Raw genomic sequence first — 18,936 nt, 5'->3', positions numbered from 1 at the left:
ACGATTTGGTCGGCAAAACTAAGTTGGGAGCAGGGGGAGATCTTCATAGGGTAAAGATACAAAAAAAGAAAGAATTGACAAAATAAAAAAAGAAAATAGTTTTGCAGAGGTCTCAATATGATAACTTTCTGGCCTACTGTCCTGAGTCCTTTTCTCCACATCTACTTCTATCCATTGCCATTTGTGATACCGAGGCACATCATTATCTACAAAAATCACCCGATAGGGAATCGGGAAAATCCTTATCCAAGATCCATCCTCACGAAATCCTGCTGTGCATACCGTTTCAAGATGCTTTTCCGATAGCGAAGGATAAGTCATTACAGTTACCAATATCCGCGTAATCATAGCAAAATTTCTTGAAAATCATAGGTTACATTCGGTAAATTCATCAAGGCATTTGCCACTCGTGTACGGTGACATTGTCTTGGATCTTTCTCAAAACAGGTGAGACAGACCCTTTTTTCCTCGTCTAAAACAGAACGCACATATAATAAAGCACCCCAATTCTGTTTTAGTGAGGTCTGCTCATACTCTTCAAACAGGCGGTTATAGTCTTCTTGAGTATTTAGTGCTTTCCTGTTTTCAGACTCTATACCTAATGCAGGTACATGTATGTATTTTATTCCAACGCCTTCACAGGCCTTCTGTAGGATGCCCTTAGAAAAACCATACTTCATGCTGAACGCATTTTTCCTGACATCACATAGCACTCTAATATCATTGCATATCAACTGCTTCAGATACTTTTCAAGGGTAAATCCTTCGTAACCAATAGTCATCAGTACCGAAGAACTGCATTTGTAACGTTCCTTGCATTCCCTGACTTTATCCATTTCTTTTTGTGTCAGCAAGTTTGAGGCTATTGTACTATTGATTGCCGTAAATGGGTTTGTTCGATATGTATAGGCAATCAACTCATTTTGAGACATACTGCCGTATAAATTACAAACTTCACGAATAGCCTGAGCGTCAAACAAATCCAAATCCCTGATAAAATGAGTTTCGTACAAAGGATGATATAGGCTGTCTTTTCTTTCTATTTTCTCTATATCCAAATATCCCTGCTTGGATAAAGCCACTAAATCTTGATTGGCTTGAAAAGAGAAACAACCGTATTTATAAGGAACAAAATCAAAGGCTTTCTCACCAACCTGCCTACGCGTAAATAGAAATAGATATTTCTGCATACTCTTTGCAGAAACATCTCTTCCAAGTGCTTCAAGCAATGCCAGAATAATTTTCCTTCTATAGTACATCATCCTCATATTTCTTTGGCAAAATTACAATTTATTATCAACAAAGCCAACGAAATAAACGATTATTTAAGTAAGTTTATACAAGAAGAATTATGGCATCCTTCTTGTATCATGCACTAATCTCTATGTAAATATAAATTTATATGATGTTCAATTTTCTTTTCTTTTTCAAAAAAGTCAATGCACCACGGCATCATCAGGGTAAAGCCAGAAATGGGAAGAAACAGACGACACTCTCCTCCTTCCTCCCCACCGCCTCACGGGGTATGAGTGCTTCCACGGTGGAGAATTACCACACTGCCGTGCGGTCGTTCATCCACTTTGGTGGCGGGAAGGACATGCCGCTGTCGGGCATCGACTGCCACCTTGTGGCTCGATACGAGCGGTGGCTGCGTGAGCAGGGCGTGTGCCCCAACACCTCGTCGTGCTACCTGCGCTCGCTCCGTGCCATCTACAACAAGGCCGCCCAACGCCGGCTGGTGAAGGACCGCAAGCCGTTCCGAAACGCCTTCACGGGCAACGACCGCACCGTGAAGCGGAGCATCGGCGCGGCAGACATCCGCAGGCTGCACGCCACCGAACTGCCCGCGGGTTCCCGGCCGGCTCTGGCCCGCGACCTGTTCATCTTCTCCTTCTGTGCTATGGGCATGCCCTTTGCCGACATGGCGCAGCTACGGCGCGGCCAAATCAAGGAGGGTATGCTCACTTACTGCCGTCGCAAGACGGGCCGTCAGGTGCGGGTGAAGATAGAAGGCCTCATGCAGGACATCCTCGACCGATACGCCCGTGAGGACAGCGACTACCTTTTCCCCATACTCCACAGGGCCGTCGGCAAATGTCTTCAGTCCCGCCGTTATTCCACGGCCCTGCGCAGCTACAACCGTGCCTTGCAGACGCTTGCACAAAAAGCGGGCATCAAGGCGCATCTCTCCTCCTATGTGCCTCGCCACTCGTGGGCGAGCATGGCCTATCGCCACAATGTGGCCCTGCCCGTCATCTCACAGGCATTGGGACACAGCGACACCCACACCACGCTCATCTATATCCGAGGCATAGACGACCGACAGGTGGCAAAGGCCAATAAGAAACTGCTGCTGGAGATTTTGGCACCACCTCTTGGTAAGAGGTGGAATAGAATATATAATCGACTGCAAATTTAGGTCTTTTATTTCAAACTTCCTAATATTTAGCGGATTATTTTTCTTTTTATTAACATTGAGCAGGCAAACCGGGCATAAATCCTCATTTGGGGATACGGTTTTTTACAGAGCATGGTTGTCCGCCCAACTGCCAACCGCGCCCTGTAAAAACAATCTGCATTGCGGATTGCTGCATCCGTGCTTTATCGAGCCTGCCTCGACATGTTTTCCTTATATTCCTTACTAAATTCCTGACCTGCAAATTGCCGTGCTGTGCTTATCCACGGCTTTTTGCGACGCCCATTATACCCTCTTACCAAGAGGATTTGCCCTCTCTCCCGCACCTCTTACCAAGAGGTACACATTATTTTAGGGAGGAACGTCGATGGAAACAAAGCGAAAACTGGCTTATGTCAAACCTGAAATCAAAATAGTGGAAACGGACGCGGAATGTCCCCTGCCTACCGCCGAGTTGCCACTTGGCGAGGATAATGCAATCGGGGATATTGATTCCAAAGCATGGAATGACTGAGACAAGACAGTATAAGACGTTTGCCGGGAAGATGTCGGGAGAAGATGGCCACATATCCCGCCCAACCCCTGCAACCCGAAGAAACTTATCGCATAGCATCTTACAAGAACGAACCAGACCGGCCATAGGGCCGCCGCCATCCCCCCCCCTTGACAGGACAGCAAATTAACATCTAAAATAAAAGAATTATGGACAAAAAAGAATTCAAGAAGGAAAAAGCGTATGTCAAGCCTACTATCGAAGTAGTCAGAGTGGATATCGAAGGCCAGATGCTGGCCGGCAGTCCCGCCGTGCAGCCCGGCGGTGGAAGCATCAGCGTAGAGCCACCGAAAGAAGACGAAGATGAGGAAATCTCTGGTGCCAAGAAGTTCAATATGTGGAGCGAATGGGAGGATTGATATTTTCCATGCGGCATAGCCAGCACACTCCGTATTCAGGAAAAATAGATGAACAAATTAAAAATGGACAGATAAAAACAACAAGATAATGAAAACAACGAAATTCCTATTATCATTGGGCATCCTTGCCTCATTGGGTATGCTTGCCTCTTGTGCCGACGACGACCTCGCCAACGGTGGCGGGAAAGAAGACGGCGACCGCGGCACTGCCGTAACTTTCACCGTGAGCGACGCGCAGGACGACGCTCAAAAAGCCATGTTTGCACCTGTCGCAGGGAACACCCGCGCCTTCGGCGGAGAAGTAACCCGCGTGGGGTTTACCAACGCGCTCTCCATGCAGGGCCTCACGCCCGAGGACCTCACCACGCAGAAGCTGCCCGTGCAGGGCGGCGACGGCAGCACCTGCCTTGTCGAGACCACCGTGGCGGGCGTCAATCCCGTGAAGCACACGGGGGCGCAGACCCGTGCCAACATCTCCACGGCTATCACTGACAAATTTTCGTCCATCGGCTACCGCGGTACATCTGCCGCAGGTATCAGCACCACGCCGTGGTTCCACAACAAGGAGACCAATGCCGACGGCACGCTCGTGGAGGACATCCGCTGGATGTGGGCGCAGCCCTACGGCCGCTTCTACGGCATCTCTCCGCAGGTAACGACTGCCTACAACAAGCTCACCGTTTCCGATGCAAGTTACACCTCCACGCCGTATGTGGAGTTCGAGGTGGAGCAGGACGTGAAGAAGCAGAAGGACCTGATGACCGCCTGCTCGGGCGTGGTGCACTACGCCACGCAGTTCGTCGCTCCCGAGACCAACCTCAGGTTCCGCCACGCCCTCACCGCCGTGCGCTTCAAGGTGGGTTCCAACCTCTCTTGGAACAAGACCATCAACAAGGTGGAGATTATCGGAGCCAAGAGCAAGGGCAAATACACCCTGCCCACCGATGAGACCGGTGCGGGTGCCGGCTGGAGCGACCAGAGCGCCCCGCAGACCTTCACCCTCGGCGGCGACGGCACGGTGAGCGTGAGCACCTCCGCAGCCGTGAACCAGATCATCATGGGCAACACGGGCGACAACTACACCTTCTACATGATACCGCAGTCGCTCTCCGGCGTGAGCGTGAAAATCTACTTCGCCGACGGCTCCACGCCCATCAGCGTGAACCTCTCCGGCACATGGAAGCCCGGCACCACTAAGACCTACGCCCTGTCGCAGAACACCTCCACGTGGCAGTACCAGCTCACCGTTACCGATCCCACGCCTGCGGCCTATAATGCCACCACCGCAGCCAGCTACACCGTGCAGAGTTACCGCACCGACTTGGCTACCGGCACGCAGCAGCCCGTGAAGTGGAAAGTGGTGGGCTATGACGGCAATGGCGACGGAACTTACTCCATGACCGACAAGCCCTCTTGGCTCACCTCTCTGAGCAAGGAGGAAGGCGATGGCGGCACAGCCGCCGAAGCCGGTACGGCCACGCTTGTTCCCGCCCATGTTATCGACCTGCTCGCTGCGCGCAACAACGCCTTGAAATCTGCCACGGCGTTAGGCTCGGCAGGCAACCCTTACGACCTCTCTACTAAAGGGGGAAGCGTGGCTCGCAGCACCGCCAACTCTTATGTCATCTCTGCTCCGGGGCATTACAGCATCCCATTGGTCTATGGCAATGCCATCACAAGTGGTGCAACCAATTCCCATGCCTACACAAGTTCCGCCTCAGGCACTTACGTGCTTCAGCACTTCAAGGACCATGCCGACCACGACATCACCGACCCTTGGATTACGCAGAGTAACAGTGGTGCCAATGCTCCCGACAATGCCAAAGTGGTATGGGCCGATGAGAGCGGACTCGTAACCAATCTTTCCGTCACAGGCAGTGGCAGCAATGCTTTCGTAAAGTTCGATGTTCCCGCCTCTGCCATCAAGAATGGTAATGCCGTCATCGCCGTCACCAAGGGTGGCACCGTGGTGTGGTCTTGGCATCTTTGGTTTGCTCCTCAGGACGTGCTCAATACCACCGCCGTGACGAACTTCCAGAACAAAGTCTATAACTTCACCAATGAGACTTTAGGTCTCAAGTACACCTCCTGGGTAGGCACCACCTATACCTCTCCCCGTAGTGTCAAGGTTAAAGTTGAGCAGACCGTCGGTCAGGCTGGTGGCAAGCAGGTGGGTTACATCACCATCACGCAGAACAACGGAAGCGTGCGGCAGGGTTACAGCACTCTGTATCAGTTTGGGCGCAAGGACGCCTTCCCCGGTACCGATACTACGCCGGATGGCTCGTTCAATAAAAATGGTGGCGACAACATGTCTATCCAGAATGGTATTCAGCATCCGGAGATTTTCTACACTTGGGGTCCAAGTTGGTCTAACAATCCTCCCTCTGGTTACTCTTACTACAACCTCTGGTCAATGGAGAACAGTACAACCGGCTGGAACGACAACGCTGTCGTCAAGACCATCTACGACCCGTGTCCCGCCGGTTTCAAGATGCCCGCAAGTAATGCTTTCACTGGTTTCACCACGACAGGTAATTATTCCAGCACGCCATCTGAGTTCAATGTCAGTGGCGATTGGGACAACGGTTGGAATTTCAAAGGTACTGGTACCCACACCGTGTATTTCCCCGCTTCGGGTTATCGCAGCACCTACGACGGTTCGCTGAGCGGCGTGGGCAGCATCGGCTACTATTGGTCGGCCGTCCCGTACAACACGAACAGCGGTTGCCGCCTGTACTTCAGCCAGTGGTACGTGCGCCCGCAGAACGGCAGCCGTCGGTCTTACGGGTTGTCCGTCCGCCCCGTCTCAGAATAATTCGATTGATTTGATTCATTCGATTTATTGCCTGTGGCCTTCAAAGCCACAGGCGTAAATACCGGCGAAGCCGGTCGGCAAAAATTTTTGCGGGCATAAGCCCGCTCGCGGCCCACATATAATCGCCAAAACGAAATGTTCGCACTCCGAAAAACGAAATGCGCTTATTTTTTTCGCAAAAACACGACAAAAGCCTCTTGCTGTTGTCTTAAAGTGTACCTAACAAATCAGACCTCTGCAAAATCCCCTTATAAAATTGTCCAATCCGAGAAAAAGAACGGATTGGACAATTTTATAAGGGGATTTTGCAGAGGTCTCAGGTGAGGTGGCGGCGAAGGGCAGAGAGCGTTGTTGAGAAGAATTCGGTCGAAACCGACGAAGGCAACAGCGTCGGGAATGCGGATGAAATCATCGAGCATCGGTCGATGTCGGCGGCACGTCGGCGAACATCTCAAAATCTCCCTCGATGAAACGATCGGGGGAAACGGAGAGGAAACAGTCTTTTTCGCGTGTGAAACGGATGAGCGCGTCGAATACGGGTGTCTGACGGAGCAGACGTTCGTTGCCGAGCAAAAGGAGATGTTGGCGCGCACGGGTCATGGCGACGTTGAGTTTGCGGTCGATGAGCCTGCCGTTTTCTTCAAAAGTGGTGTCGGTGAGGAAACGGAGCTGGTGTTCCTTCTGCACGGTAAATCCGTAAATGATGTAGTCGCGTTGGCTGCCTTGAAAACGCTCGACGGTGTCGATCGTGATGTCGCGCAACAATGGCACGTGATAGGCGGCGATAGCGGTGCGAATGGCAGAAATCTGATGGCGATAGGGGACGATGACGCCCACCGTTTTCTCCGGAGAGAAATTGTTGGAATGTGCCGTGTGAATGGCGTGGACAAGGGCGGCGATGACGGAGGCTTCGGCGGGGTTTACCTTTTCGGAAACGGAAGGCACGGAGGAGGCTACCGAAAGAAACAGCAATCGCCGAGAGTGGATCAAACGAACGAGAGCCGAGGCCGAGGCATCGGCCGAAGGGAGGGGAGAGAGCTGGTGGGCGAGAGGAACGACGCGCAGCATGTCGTCGTAGAAGGCGCGGTTGGGATATTCGGCAATGTCGGTGTGCATGCGTCCTTGTTGGCAGAGCATGTGGACGACGGCAGGGTCGTGTCGGTATTTTCGGAGCATCCGCTCAAAGAGCGAAAGTCGGCAGTCGGTGAGGAGGGCGGAACGGAGTTCGGGGTTGTCTGCGTGTGACTGCCGAGGCGTTTGAGTAACTACGGCCGGGAGCTGTTTGTGGTCGCCGATGAGCACGAATTTGCGAATGGCCGGACGATGGCCGTGTTGCGCGCAGAAGAGGCCGATGAGATGAGGTTCTAAAATTTGAGAGGCTTCGTCGACAATGGCCAAGCTGAACGATTTGAGATCGAAAAGAGAGATGCGGCTGTTGAAAGCCGTGGTTGTGCCGACGAAGATGCGACAGCCGGCGATGAGGCTTTCGATTTCAGAGATGTGCGTGCAGTGTTGCACGCGCTGTTCGATGAGATGCTCCCGATAGGGCATTGCACACGATGTGCCGCTGCCGAAGCGGATGAAATCAAGACCTTCTTCGACGAGTTTTCCGCAGATCTCGTCTACGGCGCGATTGGTGTAGGAGAGGAGGAGAACGGAAGATGCGGGATCGAGCAGCTCTTCTTTGAGCGTGGTCATCAGTCCGAAAGACGTCTTTCCCGTGCCGGGAGGGCCGATGATGAGAAACAGTTCGCCGGCCTGCTTGACGCGAAGTGCGAGTTCGTTGAATTGCCCATAGTCGCCGATGAGTTGCCGTGAGGCATCGACCGCGGGACTACGACGAAAGAGCAGGAGCTGCCGCCGCTCGGAGGGAGCGGAGAGGAAACTGTGCATGCCGCGGTAGAGGGAGGAAAAAGAGGAGTCGATGAAGTCGTGTTCGACAGCCCACGAGTCGTGGAGGTGGCGGGTGAAGACGCGTGCCGACGACTGCGGAACGCGGAGGGTGAGCGTGAGCGTTTGGGGAGCAATGGACTCGATCGTGCAACGGAAAACAAAAGTTTTGCGAAGGTCGGGCTCGTTGCCGGGAGTATAGGGATGAAGAACGACGATGTCGCCGATGCGAAAATCGGAAATTTCATGATCGACGTCGTCGGGGAAACCGAGCAGCAGACGAACCACCTCGCCCTGATGATCGGGAGAGGGCGAGAGGAGCGTGAGGCGGTCGAAGATGTTGCCGGCTTGACGTTTTTCGTCGAGTGTATCGTGCCATTTGGCGGCGAAACCGGAGTTTTCTTTGCGCTGATTGCCCACTTTGGCGAGATAGTGCTCCATGTGCAGGAAGGTGAGCATGCGGAAGTAGTAGGCACGCTCTTGCGCATCGGCCTCTCGAAGCGGACGAAGAAGGGCTTCGATCTGCGGCTTCTGGTATTGATGCCAAAGTTTGTCGGCGACATGAGCGGTGTTGAGTTCGTCGGCGGTGAGGGTGAGGAGTTTGTCGAGGCCGCCGCGTGTATATCCGATGTCGTATGCAGCCATTTCGTTGCGCAGACGGAGTGCGTCGAAAAGAAGACGGGGCGCGAAACTCATTCCGAGCAATCCTTTGGGATATTTGGAGTAGAGCAGAAAGGCGTATAGCTTGCGCTGATTGCGGTCGTATTGTGTTTTGAAATTGTAGCGCAACACGGCCATGTAGAGCAGCATCTGCACGTAGTGCTTTTGTTGCGGGCGCGGAGTTTCGGCGTCGATTTGCGGCCAATCGCCTTTGCCCGATTTCTGTTCGACGACGAGCGAATGGTCGAGTTGGAGCATGTCTATACGCCCTTGTATGCCCAGCATTTCGGAGAAAAAAGAAGGTTCCAACACGATGTCGTCGGCGGCGTAGCTTTTGACGGCGTCGGGGAGGTCGGACTCCACGGCTTGGGCGATGTGTTTGCGCTGTCGAAGAGCTTCCTGATGAAAATCGGCGGCAGGCACGGCTTCGAGCACGGATAGGGCGTTGCCTTTGAAGAAAGTGCGCAGGCTGTCGGCATAGCCGTCGGTGGAAAGACGGTGATGAACGGCTTCGTCGAGAAATTGCGACGCCAGATTACCGAGAAGAATGGCTGCCGAACGGGGGGCGGGACGGAGCTTGTTGAGCAGAAAGGTGTAGGGTGAGGTGCCGTAGCTTTCAAAACAGGAGGCAATGGCCGAAACGTCAATTAGATAGTCGGGCTCGAAGATGATGAATTCGGGCACGAGAATGCCGTTTTCTGCCGTGGGACGAATGAGATTGAGCTGCGTTCCCTCTTTCAATAAGGCTTTGAGATAGGTGCCGTCGCCGTGATGATGCTCTCGGCCACGAACGTAGTCTACGGTGACCGGCGAGGTGTCGCTTTCGGTGTGAACATAGAGAAAACGATCGTCCCACCGCTGAACGATCACGCGCAGATAGTCGGTGACGGGCGACGGCAGCGAAGCGGTGTGGCGGCGACGAGGGAAAAGTTCTTGAAGTTCGGAAGGGATTTCTTGCCCGTGAAGCAACGCGACAAAGTGGCAGAGGGCTTGGAAATCCTCCATGAACGCTGTGCGCAGCAGGTCGTCCGACAACGACGGGTCGGCATGGCGGCGTAGGCGAACACGGGCATCGTTTACGGCTTTTCTAAGATCGGGCTTGGCTCCTTTCTCTTTCAGAAGATAGTCGGTTTGGGCAAAAGCTCCGACAAGTTTCACCGGCGTTTCGGAAGTGTGAAAATAGAGCAGCCTTGTGAAGACGCGATTTAAGTGGGCATAGGCATCGCGCGGATCACTGTGTGCGAGGGCTTCTCGAAGGTCGGAAAAAAAATGGTCGGCCGTAGCAAAAGGGAACTGAACGGAAGAGGAGGAGAGAGGGGAGGAAGACATCGTTTCGGAAGGGGAATGCAGAAAACGGAAACTGAAAAAAAACAACTCCTCCTCTCTTGCGCGATGGTCGTCAAGGGAGGAGGAGTTGTTGGGAAGAATATGATCAGATCACGCCGATGAGGTAGATGACGGCAGCGGGAACGGCCAACAATGCGGAGTCGAAACGGTCGAGCATGCCGCCGTGGCCGGGGAGAATGCGGCCGCTGTCTTTGATGCCGAGCCGGCGTTTGAAAAGGCTTTCCACCAAATCGCCCCATGTGCCGAAAACGCAGACCACCAGGCCGAGGCCGAGCCATGCGGGGAGGGACAGACGATCGGGGAAGAAGTGCCAAAGCACGGCTGCCGCGAACAAACAGAGGATGCCGCCGCCGAGGCTGCCGATCCAAGACTTGTTGGGAGAGATGCGTGGGAAAAGTTTGGCAGGAAAATAACGCCCCAACGTCGAACCGAACAGATAGGCACCGGTGTCGCTCGTCCAAAGAAAAATGAAAACCGAAAGCGGCAACACGAAATCGTAGGGGAGCGTGTCGGACATGGCGTCGTAGCGATAGCCCAAAAAGAAAATGAGCGAAAGCGGCAACGTGACGTAGAGCTGAGCGGCAAAAGCATACCCCCAGTTTTTCAAAGGATCGGCCTCGTTGCGATACAATTCGCTGATGAGGAGGTAGAGCATCGTTACCAGAAAAGGAAGGAAGAATTGATAGCTCGGCGAAATCTTGCAACATTGCCACATGGCCAATACGAACGAGACCGCACCGATCGAGGCGATGAAACGATTGACGGAAGCGTTGAGGTTTTCATTGATCACGGTGCAAAACTCCCACACCGAGAGGCCGACGACGGCGGCGAAGAAGAGAGCGAAAGAAATATCGCTCCACAGCAAACTGCCGACGAGCAGGGCTACATAGAGAATGCCGGTGATGGCACGGACATAGAGATTTTTCATGAGGGATCGGAGGTTTGCTGCCCGTCTTCGGGTTGAGGGGTTGCTGTGTCTGAGGAGCTTTCTGAGGGGCTGTCGGCGATTGCCGGTGCGTGAGGAGCGGGTTGCTCTTCGAGTAATACGTCGGCACGGCTTCTCCAAGGTCGTGCGCCGAAGATGTTTTCAACGTCGGCGGCGAAGATGACTTCGTGTTCGCAAAGCAAGTCGGCCAGTTGGTTGTGTTTGGCGGCGTTGTCGGTGAGCAGCGTCTTGGCACGCAGATATTGCTCGTTGATGATGCGTTGCACCTCTTGGTCGATGATGCGTGCCGTTTCGTCGGAATAGGGTTTGTGGAAAGATTCCTGCGGATTGTAGTAGGAGAGGTTGGGCATAGTCGGGCTCATGCCGAGGAAAGCCACCATGCCGTAGGCACGTTGAGTGACGCGCTCCAAATCGTTGAGCGCACCGCTCGAAATACGGCCGAGGAACACGTCTTCGGCAGCCCGGCCGGCAAGCGTGGCACAGATTTCGTCGAGCATCTGTTCCTTGGTGATGATGGTGCGCTCTTCGGGTAGATACCATGCCGCGCCGAGCGACTGACCGCGAGGAACGATTGTAACCTTCACGAGAGGGTTGGCGTGTTCGAGCAGCCACGACACCGAGGCGTGACCGGCTTCGTGGATGGCAATGCTTCGTTTTTCTTCTTGCGTCATGACGCGGGTTTTCTTTTCCAAGCCGCCGATGATGCGATCTACTGCGTCGAGAAAATCCTGTTTCGTGACCGATTCGCGATCGCGTCGGGCGGCGATGAGTGCCGCCTCGTTGCAGACGTTGGCAATGTCGGCACCGGAGAAACCGGGAGTTTGTCGCGCCAAGAGTTCGATGTCAAGACCGTCTTGAAGTTTGAGGGGCGCGAGGTGTACCTTGAAAATGGCGATGCGTTCGGGCAGGTCGGGCAGGTCTACGTGAATTTGGCGGTCGAAACGTCCTGCGCGCAGCAAGGCTTGGTCGAGCACGTCCACGCGGTTGGTGGCGGCAAGGATGATGACGCCCGTGTTCGTTCCGAAACCGTCCATTTCGGTGAGGAGTTGGTTGAGGGTGTTTTCGCGCTCGTCATTTCCGCCAAAGCCGTTGCCTTTGGAACGGGCACGACCTACGGCGTCGATTTCGTCGATGAACACGATAGAGGGGGCTTTCTCCTTGGCTTTTTGGAAAAGATCGCGCACGCGGCTTGCTCCCACGCCGACGAACATCTCCACGAAGTCGGAACCCGACATTGAGAAGAAAGGAACACCGGCTTCGCCTGCCACGGCTTTGGCCAAGAGTGTTTTTCCCGTTCCGGGAGGGCCTACGAGCAGTGCGCCTTTGGGAATTTTTCCGCCCAAGTCGGTATATTTCTTGGGGTTTTTAAGAAATTCCACGATTTCCTGAATTTCTTGTTTGGCACCCTCTTGTCCGGCGACGTCCTTGAAGGTCACGCTGATGCCGCCGTTTTCTTTGCTGTATTCTTTGGCTTTGCTCTTGCCCACATTGAAAATTCCGCCGCCCATGCCTCCGCTCATGCGGCGCATGAGGAAGAACCACAGACCGACAAAGAAGACGATGGGGAGAATGCTCGAAAGAATGTTGAGCAGTATGGAACGATTTTCTTCATAGGTCACCTTGCCTTTGTAGTCAATCGAGGTGAGGTAGTCTTCGACTTTGTCGGCCGAGGGGTAGCGTGTGCTGACGGTGGGTTTCTTGCCTACTTCCTTCACGCCTTGCTTGAAGACTTCCCGAATTTTTTCGGGGCGTATGGCGATGAGAACTTTGCCGTCGGTTTTGTTTACGATGACTTCGTTGGCATATCCGTCGGCGATGTATTTTTTTATTTCCGAGTAGCTCACGTCTTTGTCGTAGCTGCCGGGGTTTTCGTTGCCTTGCCACAGCATGATGGCCAACCCTGCAATGGCTACGATGTAGAACCAACTGAGGTTGAACTTCGGCATTTTAGGGTCCTTCTTGGGCTTGGGAGGTGGGAGATTTGCGGGCATAATGATGTTCTGCGAAAGAAAAGGTTAATCTAAATCGGGAATGGCGGTGATGGCGGCATCGTCCCACAGGTGCTCGATGTCGTAGTATTCGCGCATATCGGGCAAGAAGATGTGTACCATCACATTGCCGAAGTCCATGGCGATCCATAGTTTGTTGTCGCGACCGGCAATGGCCGACGGCGATTCGCCGAGGCGGGTGCGGGCGGCGTTTTCGATACTGTCCACGATGCTGTCGGCCTGCGAGGGAGAACCCGCGGTACAGATCACGAAAGCCTGTGTGGGAGCCGTATGGATGTTGCTCAAATCGGCAACGACGATGTCGCGGCCTTTTTTTTCTTGTATGCCGTCGATAATGATGTCTATCAAGTCTTTTGTCATAAGGATGAGGGCACCGTTGAGGTGCATGTGAATGTGTTACGAAGTTTCTTGTGCAAAAATACGTCTATTTCTGCGAATTACGAAAGGTTTAACCCTTTTTGTCTGCCCCTTTTGCCCTTTTCTTCTCCCCTTCTTTTCGCCTTTCCCGAACTTGGCAAGATGCGTTGTCGGGCAGGTTTCGGGGAGTAATGGGAGTTGAGGGATAATACAAATGCAGCAAGAAGCGTGCCGAAAGAGAGAAGAAAGAGAAAACATGTCCTTTGTCATAGAGAGGCGAAGAGGAGGTTGGGGCAGACGATCCTTTCGGCTGCGAAAAAGGTAACGAGTAGAAATTTCCGGCTCTGATCCGGAAATTTCTACTCGTTACCTTTTTTTGTCTGCCTCCCATAGCACTTTCACTCTGTCGCTGAGTCTTTGATTTCGGGAGTAGTGCAGTGGGAGCAGTTGGCGGGAAGGAGGCGGAGGGAAAGGATGCGTTTTGTGGCGTCGGAAATGCCGGCGCGTCGGTCAATGGTTTCGCCGACCAGCCAAAGGATGCCGATATCGTCGCAAACGACGAGCGCATGCTGTTTGTCGATGCGCGAACGCCGCCGGTCGGTGAGATAATCGCTCACGAGTTTTGAGCCGCGTTTCATGCCGAAAGGGGTGAAGCGGTCGCCGACGACGACTTTGCGCACAAAGAGCTCTCCTATTACCGAATCGGCATCAATGGTGGCAAGGTCGGCACGGCGCGAGGGCGAAAAATCGGGCAGGCGCACTGCCTCCGAGGTGTGTAAGACGGGAAGAGGTCGGTCGGCAATCGGAGCAACTTCGATGCTTCGGGCAGTTCGAGTGACACAGTGGGAAGGACTGAAAAATACGGCACCGGTGCGTGCCTTGAAGAGGGCTTCGACGGCGGCGGAGTCGAAGCCGAGCGGCGAAAGTTGCTCATGCAGCCATGCGCTTCCGGCAATGGGCTGTTCGAGAAGTGGTGAGAGGGAGTAGATCGTTTTCTCTCCCTCGGTGACAGGAGCCCAACGGCGGGTGAGGGTGTCGAGTCCGATGTGGTAGACTTCCTCGGCTGCTTGCAGATGCAAAAGGGTTTGAGAAAGAGTGTGGTCGCAAGAGGGATAAAGTTCTCTGAGCAAAGGCATCAGCCGGTGACGAACGGCGTTGCGGCGGTGTCGTGTGTCGGTGTTGGAGGAGTCGTTGATGAAGGGCTGTTGCAGCGATTTGAGGTATTCCGAAATTTCTCGGCGCGAAGTGTGGAGGAGAGGGCGGAGAATGCCTCGGCCGTTGTCGATGCGCATGGCGGTGAGTCCGCGCAATCCGCTGCCGCGCAGAAGATTGAGGAAAAAGGTTTCGATGTTGTCGTCGGCATGGTGTGCGACGGCAACGGGGGCGTCAAATTTGGCGAACCAATCATAGCGCAGGCGTCGGGCGGCCATTTCGATGCTCTCGCCGGTGCGTTCGGCTTCTCGGCGCGTATCAAAGCGGACGACCTGAATGTCAATGCCTAAATCTCGACAGAGGTTGCGCACGAAGATTTCGTCGCGCTCGCTTTCCTTGCCGCGCAATCGGAAGTTGCAGTGGAGTGCGCGAACGGGGATGCCGAGTTCGATCAGAACGCGGAGCAGTGCCACAGAGTCGGCACCGCCGCTGAGTGCGCAAAACAGCCCATTCCGCCGCACCGTTTCCAAATGAGGCGCAAGGGCAAGGGCTGTTTTTTTTGCAAATTCTGTCATGACGGTAGAGGCGAATTAGTAGGACACGGAGCATTTGAAACCGGCTTCTTTCACGCGCAACGCGATGGCGTCGAGAGTTGCCGGCGATGCTTTGAGCAGGCCGGTGGCAGGAGTGTCGCGATCAATGGTGTAGATGTAAACACACTCCGGACGAATGCGGCGAAGGGCTTCGATCCATGGCGTCACGTAGGCGTCGGTGGTGTTGTCGAGCGGTGTGCCGTTGTATGTGCCGCGGAGAAACATGGTCTGCACCTGCACTTTTCCCTCGAAACGACAAAGGTTTTCGATCATTTCCTCCACGTCGTAGCGACGCAACGGACGATCGACAAGACGGATGAAAGAGGGGTCTACCGTGTCGAGTTTGAGAATGTTGTTGTCAATGCTCATCAGTGCTTCGCGCACGGCCGGACGATGGGAGTAGGTGGCGTTGCTCAAAACGCTGACTTTGGCCTTGGGGAAATAGCGATCGCGCAAGGCGATGGTGTCGGCAATGATGCCCGCAAACTGAGGGTGCATCGTCGGTTCGCCGTTGCCGGCAAAGGTGATGACATCGGGCGGCGTATGGTCGTTTTGCATTTGTCGGAAACGCGCTTCGAGTGCCGTTGCCACCTCGGAGCGAGTGGGAATGGCGGCTTTCGGGGGATGATCGTCGTTGAAGCCGCATTCGCAATAAATGCAGTCGAAGGTACACAGTTTTCCGTCTGCCGGAAGTAAGTTCACTCCGAGCGATACGCCTAAGCGTCTGCTGCTCACCGGGCCGAAGATGGGGGAAGGAAAAAGTAGGGTTGGCATGAAGAGGGGAGAATGAGAGAGTGGAATTTCGGGAGGGCGGCGGCTCGGATCGGTGAAGCGTGCCTCGTCACTCCGGAAAATACATCAGCAACTTTGTCAGCGATTTTTCGTCTTTCCAACTCCACCAACGATCGGCCATGAGGTTTTTGAAAGCCACTTTCATTTCGGGAGTCACTTCTTTTTTGATCAAACGCTCCTTGGCCGGAATGATGCGTCCTTTGAGGTAAAAATAATAATCGCGACGCAGCGGATACCCTTTGTTGGCCTGCTGTTCGCTTCCGCTCAAATCGATGAATTGATCCATGCCCATGCCTCCCATGTCGAGAGAAACGAAAGGCAGGTCGGTGTTGCCGGTGGTGATTTCTTTGTAGCGTTTCATGTCGATGGTTGTCACGGCCAGCAGGCGGTTGTAGCCGCGTTCGGCCACGATCTGCCCCATGGCCGTGGCGTCTACTTTGACGTAGCGCAGCGAGTCGAATTCGACACCGAGGATGTTGTCGGTGAAAGCTTGACGGACTTTGCCGTCTTTTTCGTCCACAAAGCAGAGGGCGGCGTTTTTATACATGATGTTGCCCTTGACTTTGATCGAACGGTTGAACGTTTGCAGCACTTTGGCTTCTCGAAATGTGGGAAAAACAAGTTGGCGATCGGTGCGCAAATCTTCTTGTACTTGTTGTGCGAAAGAGGAAACACATGTCATTAGCAGAGATCCCAACAGAAGGAAGAAACGTTTTTTCATGGTTTTGTCGTTTGGTTGTAACAATGGCGACACAGAGGTTCGTATTCTTGCAGTTGTCCAAGCATGACTTGTCGGTCGCATTCGACGATACGGTGACTTACGTGGGCGAGATTTCCGCAACGCACGCAGATGGCGTGCACTTTCGTGACGTCTTCGGCCACGGCGCAAAGTGCAGGCAAAGGACCGAACGGATTGCCCTTGAAGTCCATGTCCAAGCCGGCGATGATGACCCGCTTTCCCCGATCCGCCAACGTGTTGCAAACTTCCACGAGCTTCTCGTCGAAAAACTGGGCTTCGTCCACTCCCACGACATCGGCCGACGCGGCCAATTCCAAAATGTTCAGGCTCGAACCGACGGGCGTGGAAGGAACGGAGTTGCAGTCGTGCGAAACGACTTCGGCCTCGCTGTAACGGGTGTCGATGAGCGGCTTGTAGATCTCTACTTTCTGACGGGCTATGCGGGCGCGGTTCAAACGACGGATGAGCTCTTCGGTTTTGCCGGAAAACATACTGCCGCAAATCACTTCGATGCGGCCGCGATGAGGAAAATGTTCATTATAAGACATGGAACTTTGTTGCTGTTTGTGAAAGCAAAAGTAGCACTTTTTTTTTGCCGAGCCAAACGAAACCGCTAACTTCGCAAAATGAAAAATATAGCCAAAAACTCTCTTCGTGCATGGATCTTGGCGGCGCGTCCGAAAACGCTTTCCGGTGCACTCGTTTCGGTAGTCACGGCCGTGGCTCTGTTCGTTCGTCTCTCCGGAGGGATCGGGGGCATGGGGCGTGGCGAGGTGCAGATGGCACTGCTCTGCGCAGGGTTTGCCGTGTTGATGCAGGTGGCCTCCAATTTCATCAACGATTGGTATGATTTCATTCGCGGCAACGATCGCGAAGACCGTCTTGGCCCGAAACGTGCCTGCCAGCAAGGCTGGATTTCTCCCGAAGCCATGAAAAAAGGCATACTCCTTGTTGTTCTGCTCGCCGGAGCGGTCGGGCTTTGGCTGCTTTTTGTGGTTGTAAGGTCGATCTCAGGTGCTGTTTGGCCGACGATGTTTTTTCTTGTGGGTGTCGGACTGTTGTGCGTCGCCGGTGCGTTTTTGTATAGTTCGCATCTGAGTTCAAAGGGGTGGGGCGACGTGTTGGTCTTGTTGTTTTTTGGTATTGTTCCCGTTTGTGTCACTTTTTTTCTGCTTGCACAAACCCTATCTTCGGCCGCTCTTGTGTTGGGCTTTTCCGTGGGCTTGGTGGTTGATACGTTGTTGGTGGTGAATAATTTTCGCGACCGCGACACCGATCGTTCCGTCGGAAAACGGACGCTTGTCGTTTTGATAGGCGAAAAAATGGGAAGTCGGCTGTATGGCGGACTGGGCATCGTCGCAGTTGCACTCATCGTGTTGCTCGATTTCATGCTGCACGGTTCGCCCACCGCGCTTTCCCTTCTGACACTCCTTTATCTTCCGCTTCATCTGTCGGCATGGCGGAAAATGCGGCAGATATGGAATGGGCGCAAATTGAATGAGGTGCTTTCTCTCACTGCCCGAAACATTCTTGTTTACGCTTTTCTCGTTTCGTCGGGCATGTTGTTCTGATCCGCTTTTGCCGGGAGGTTTTCCGATGAAAATACCGAGAGAGTGGTGAGTGAATGTCGGCCGGCCGATAGGCTTTTGAGAAAATCTTCCTCCAACTTAAAAACTCCTGCCTCCCATGCCGTTTTCTCTACCTCCATGGTAGACGATGTTTTCTGTTTGGAATATCTTTTCCGCAGTCCTTGCTTTTACGCGCGCGCGTATTCCCTTTATTCGTGTTTTTGCTTTCACTGCCTTCGCAAAACGGCTCAACTTTTTGTCTTACAGTGGCTTATTTGCGAAGGCTAGTGAAGGCAAAACAGAAAGAGTGGTGTTCAAAATTCTGTGAATGAGTGGTTTCCGTTGTTTTTCTTCTTTCACCTCCTTGAAAAATGGCGATTTTCGCACTAAGGCAGCGGAAGCAAGTGAAAGCAAAAGGGGGTGTTTGCCTTCACCGGATATTGTTGATTTTCAGACGTCTGAAAAAATCCCGCCGGTTTTGCCTTCACTTGCCTTCGCACAAAATGGGCTGGTATTCAGTGAGATGACCGTTTTTGCGGAGGCAAAACGGCAAAAATAAAAAATAAGGTATAAAAACGGCTTTCTGAGCGAACCGAAGGGACATGTTTCGAGCGTGTGATGTGGAGGAGGACGATGCTTCACAACAGGAGACCTCTGCAAAACTATTTTCTTTTTTATTTTGTCAATTCTTTCTTTTTTTGTATCTTTACCCTATGAAGATCTCCCCCTGCTCCCAA

The 18,936-nt window shown here is 53.3% G+C and carries 15 protein-coding genes; 5 read left to right on the top strand and 10 right to left on the bottom strand.

All coding sequences use genetic code 11. The annotated features are described in order from the left end of the window. Positions 1–344: 344 nt before the first annotated feature. On the bottom strand, positions 345–1,229 hold the full coding sequence (locus EII14_RS08745) for a DUF488 family protein (protein WP_233569425.1): 885 nt from the start codon (positions 1,227–1,229) through the stop codon (positions 345–347). Between the two features lie 173 nt (positions 1,230–1,402). On the opposite strand from EII14_RS08745, the gene EII14_RS08740 reads away from it, so the two are divergent. The 3 genes from EII14_RS08740 to EII14_RS08730 all read left to right on the top strand — a co-directional run bounded on the left by EII14_RS08740 (position 1,403) and on the right by EII14_RS08730 (position 6,146). After that, positions 1,403–2,419, top strand: a complete 1,017-nt coding sequence (locus EII14_RS08740) for a site-specific integrase (RefSeq protein WP_124932147.1) — start codon at positions 1,403–1,405, stop codon at positions 2,417–2,419. 699 nt (positions 2,420–3,118) lie between these two features. Further along, entirely contained in the window at positions 3,119–3,328 is a 210-nt protein-coding gene (locus EII14_RS08735) for a hypothetical protein (RefSeq protein WP_124932146.1), read from the top strand. 88 nt (positions 3,329–3,416) lie between these two features. Continuing rightward, entirely contained in the window at positions 3,417–6,146 is a 2,730-nt protein-coding gene (locus EII14_RS08730) for a fimbrillin family protein (protein WP_124932145.1), read from the top strand. Between the two features lie 408 nt (positions 6,147–6,554). On the opposite strand, the gene EII14_RS08725 is transcribed toward EII14_RS08730, so the two are convergent. From EII14_RS08725 to EII14_RS08690, 8 genes are all read right to left on the bottom strand, one after another. After that, positions 6,555–10,025, bottom strand: a complete 3,471-nt coding sequence (locus EII14_RS08725) for a DEAD/DEAH box helicase (protein WP_124932144.1) — start codon at positions 10,023–10,025, stop codon at positions 6,555–6,557. 103 nt (positions 10,026–10,128) lie between these two features. Beyond that, complete coding sequence (locus tag EII14_RS08720; protein ID WP_124932143.1) at positions 10,129–10,971, bottom strand: phosphatidate cytidylyltransferase; 843 nt, start codon at positions 10,969–10,971, stop codon at positions 10,129–10,131. Continuing rightward, a complete protein-coding gene (gene ftsH, locus EII14_RS08715) occupies positions 10,968–12,980 on the bottom strand; it encodes an ATP-dependent zinc metalloprotease FtsH (RefSeq protein WP_233569424.1) in 2,013 nt (670 codons plus the stop codon). Before ftsH ends, EII14_RS08720 begins: the two co-directional genes overlap by 4 nt. Positions 12,981–13,004: 24 nt before the next feature. After that, positions 13,005–13,385, bottom strand: a complete 381-nt coding sequence (gene rsfS / locus EII14_RS08710; protein WP_370242244.1) for a ribosome silencing factor — start codon at positions 13,383–13,385, stop codon at positions 13,005–13,007. Positions 13,386–13,753: 368 nt separating this feature from the next. Then, the gene (gene tilS / locus EII14_RS08705; protein ID WP_124932142.1) at positions 13,754–15,082 is read right to left on the bottom strand and encodes a tRNA lysidine(34) synthetase TilS; all 1,329 of its coding nucleotides are present in this window, start codon (positions 15,080–15,082) and stop codon (positions 13,754–13,756) included. Between the two features lie 15 nt (positions 15,083–15,097). After that, positions 15,098–15,874 (bottom strand): radical SAM protein, encoded by a 777-nt coding sequence (locus tag EII14_RS08700; protein WP_124932141.1) that lies wholly within the window; start codon positions 15,872–15,874, stop codon positions 15,098–15,100. Positions 15,875–15,941: 67 nt separating this feature from the next. Beyond that, on the bottom strand, positions 15,942–16,613 hold the full coding sequence (locus EII14_RS08695) for a hypothetical protein (RefSeq protein WP_124932140.1): 672 nt from the start codon (positions 16,611–16,613) through the stop codon (positions 15,942–15,944). Further along, the gene (locus EII14_RS08690; RefSeq protein WP_124932139.1) at positions 16,610–17,179 is read right to left on the bottom strand and encodes a thymidine kinase; all 570 of its coding nucleotides are present in this window, start codon (positions 17,177–17,179) and stop codon (positions 16,610–16,612) included. The genes EII14_RS08695 and EII14_RS08690 overlap by 4 nt, the downstream gene beginning before the upstream one ends. 78 nt (positions 17,180–17,257) lie before the next feature. On the opposite strand from EII14_RS08690, the gene menA reads away from it, so the two are divergent. Beyond that, positions 17,258–18,202: a 1,4-dihydroxy-2-naphthoate octaprenyltransferase gene (gene menA, locus EII14_RS08685; protein WP_124932138.1), complete on the top strand. Its 945-nt coding sequence runs from the start codon at positions 17,258–17,260 to the stop codon at positions 18,200–18,202. Here menA and EII14_RS09360 read toward each other — a convergent pair. Further along, the gene (locus tag EII14_RS09360; RefSeq protein ID WP_158608365.1) at positions 18,166–18,339 is read right to left on the bottom strand and encodes a hypothetical protein; all 174 of its coding nucleotides are present in this window, start codon (positions 18,337–18,339) and stop codon (positions 18,166–18,168) included. The two genes, menA and EII14_RS09360, sit on opposite strands and share 37 nt — an antisense overlap. 188 nt (positions 18,340–18,527) lie before the next feature. On the opposite strand from EII14_RS09360, the gene EII14_RS08680 reads away from it, so the two are divergent. Next, on the top strand, positions 18,528–18,758 hold the full coding sequence (locus tag EII14_RS08680; protein ID WP_124932137.1) for a hypothetical protein: 231 nt from the start codon (positions 18,528–18,530) through the stop codon (positions 18,756–18,758). The last annotated feature ends 178 nt before the right edge of the window (positions 18,759–18,936 follow it).

Origin of the sequence: Alloprevotella sp. OH1205_COT-284, assembly GCF_003859795.1 — a bacterium.
GTDB lineage: Bacteria > Bacteroidota > Bacteroidia > Bacteroidales > Bacteroidaceae > Alloprevotella.
This window is presented reverse-complemented; position numbering and strand designations above follow the sequence as displayed.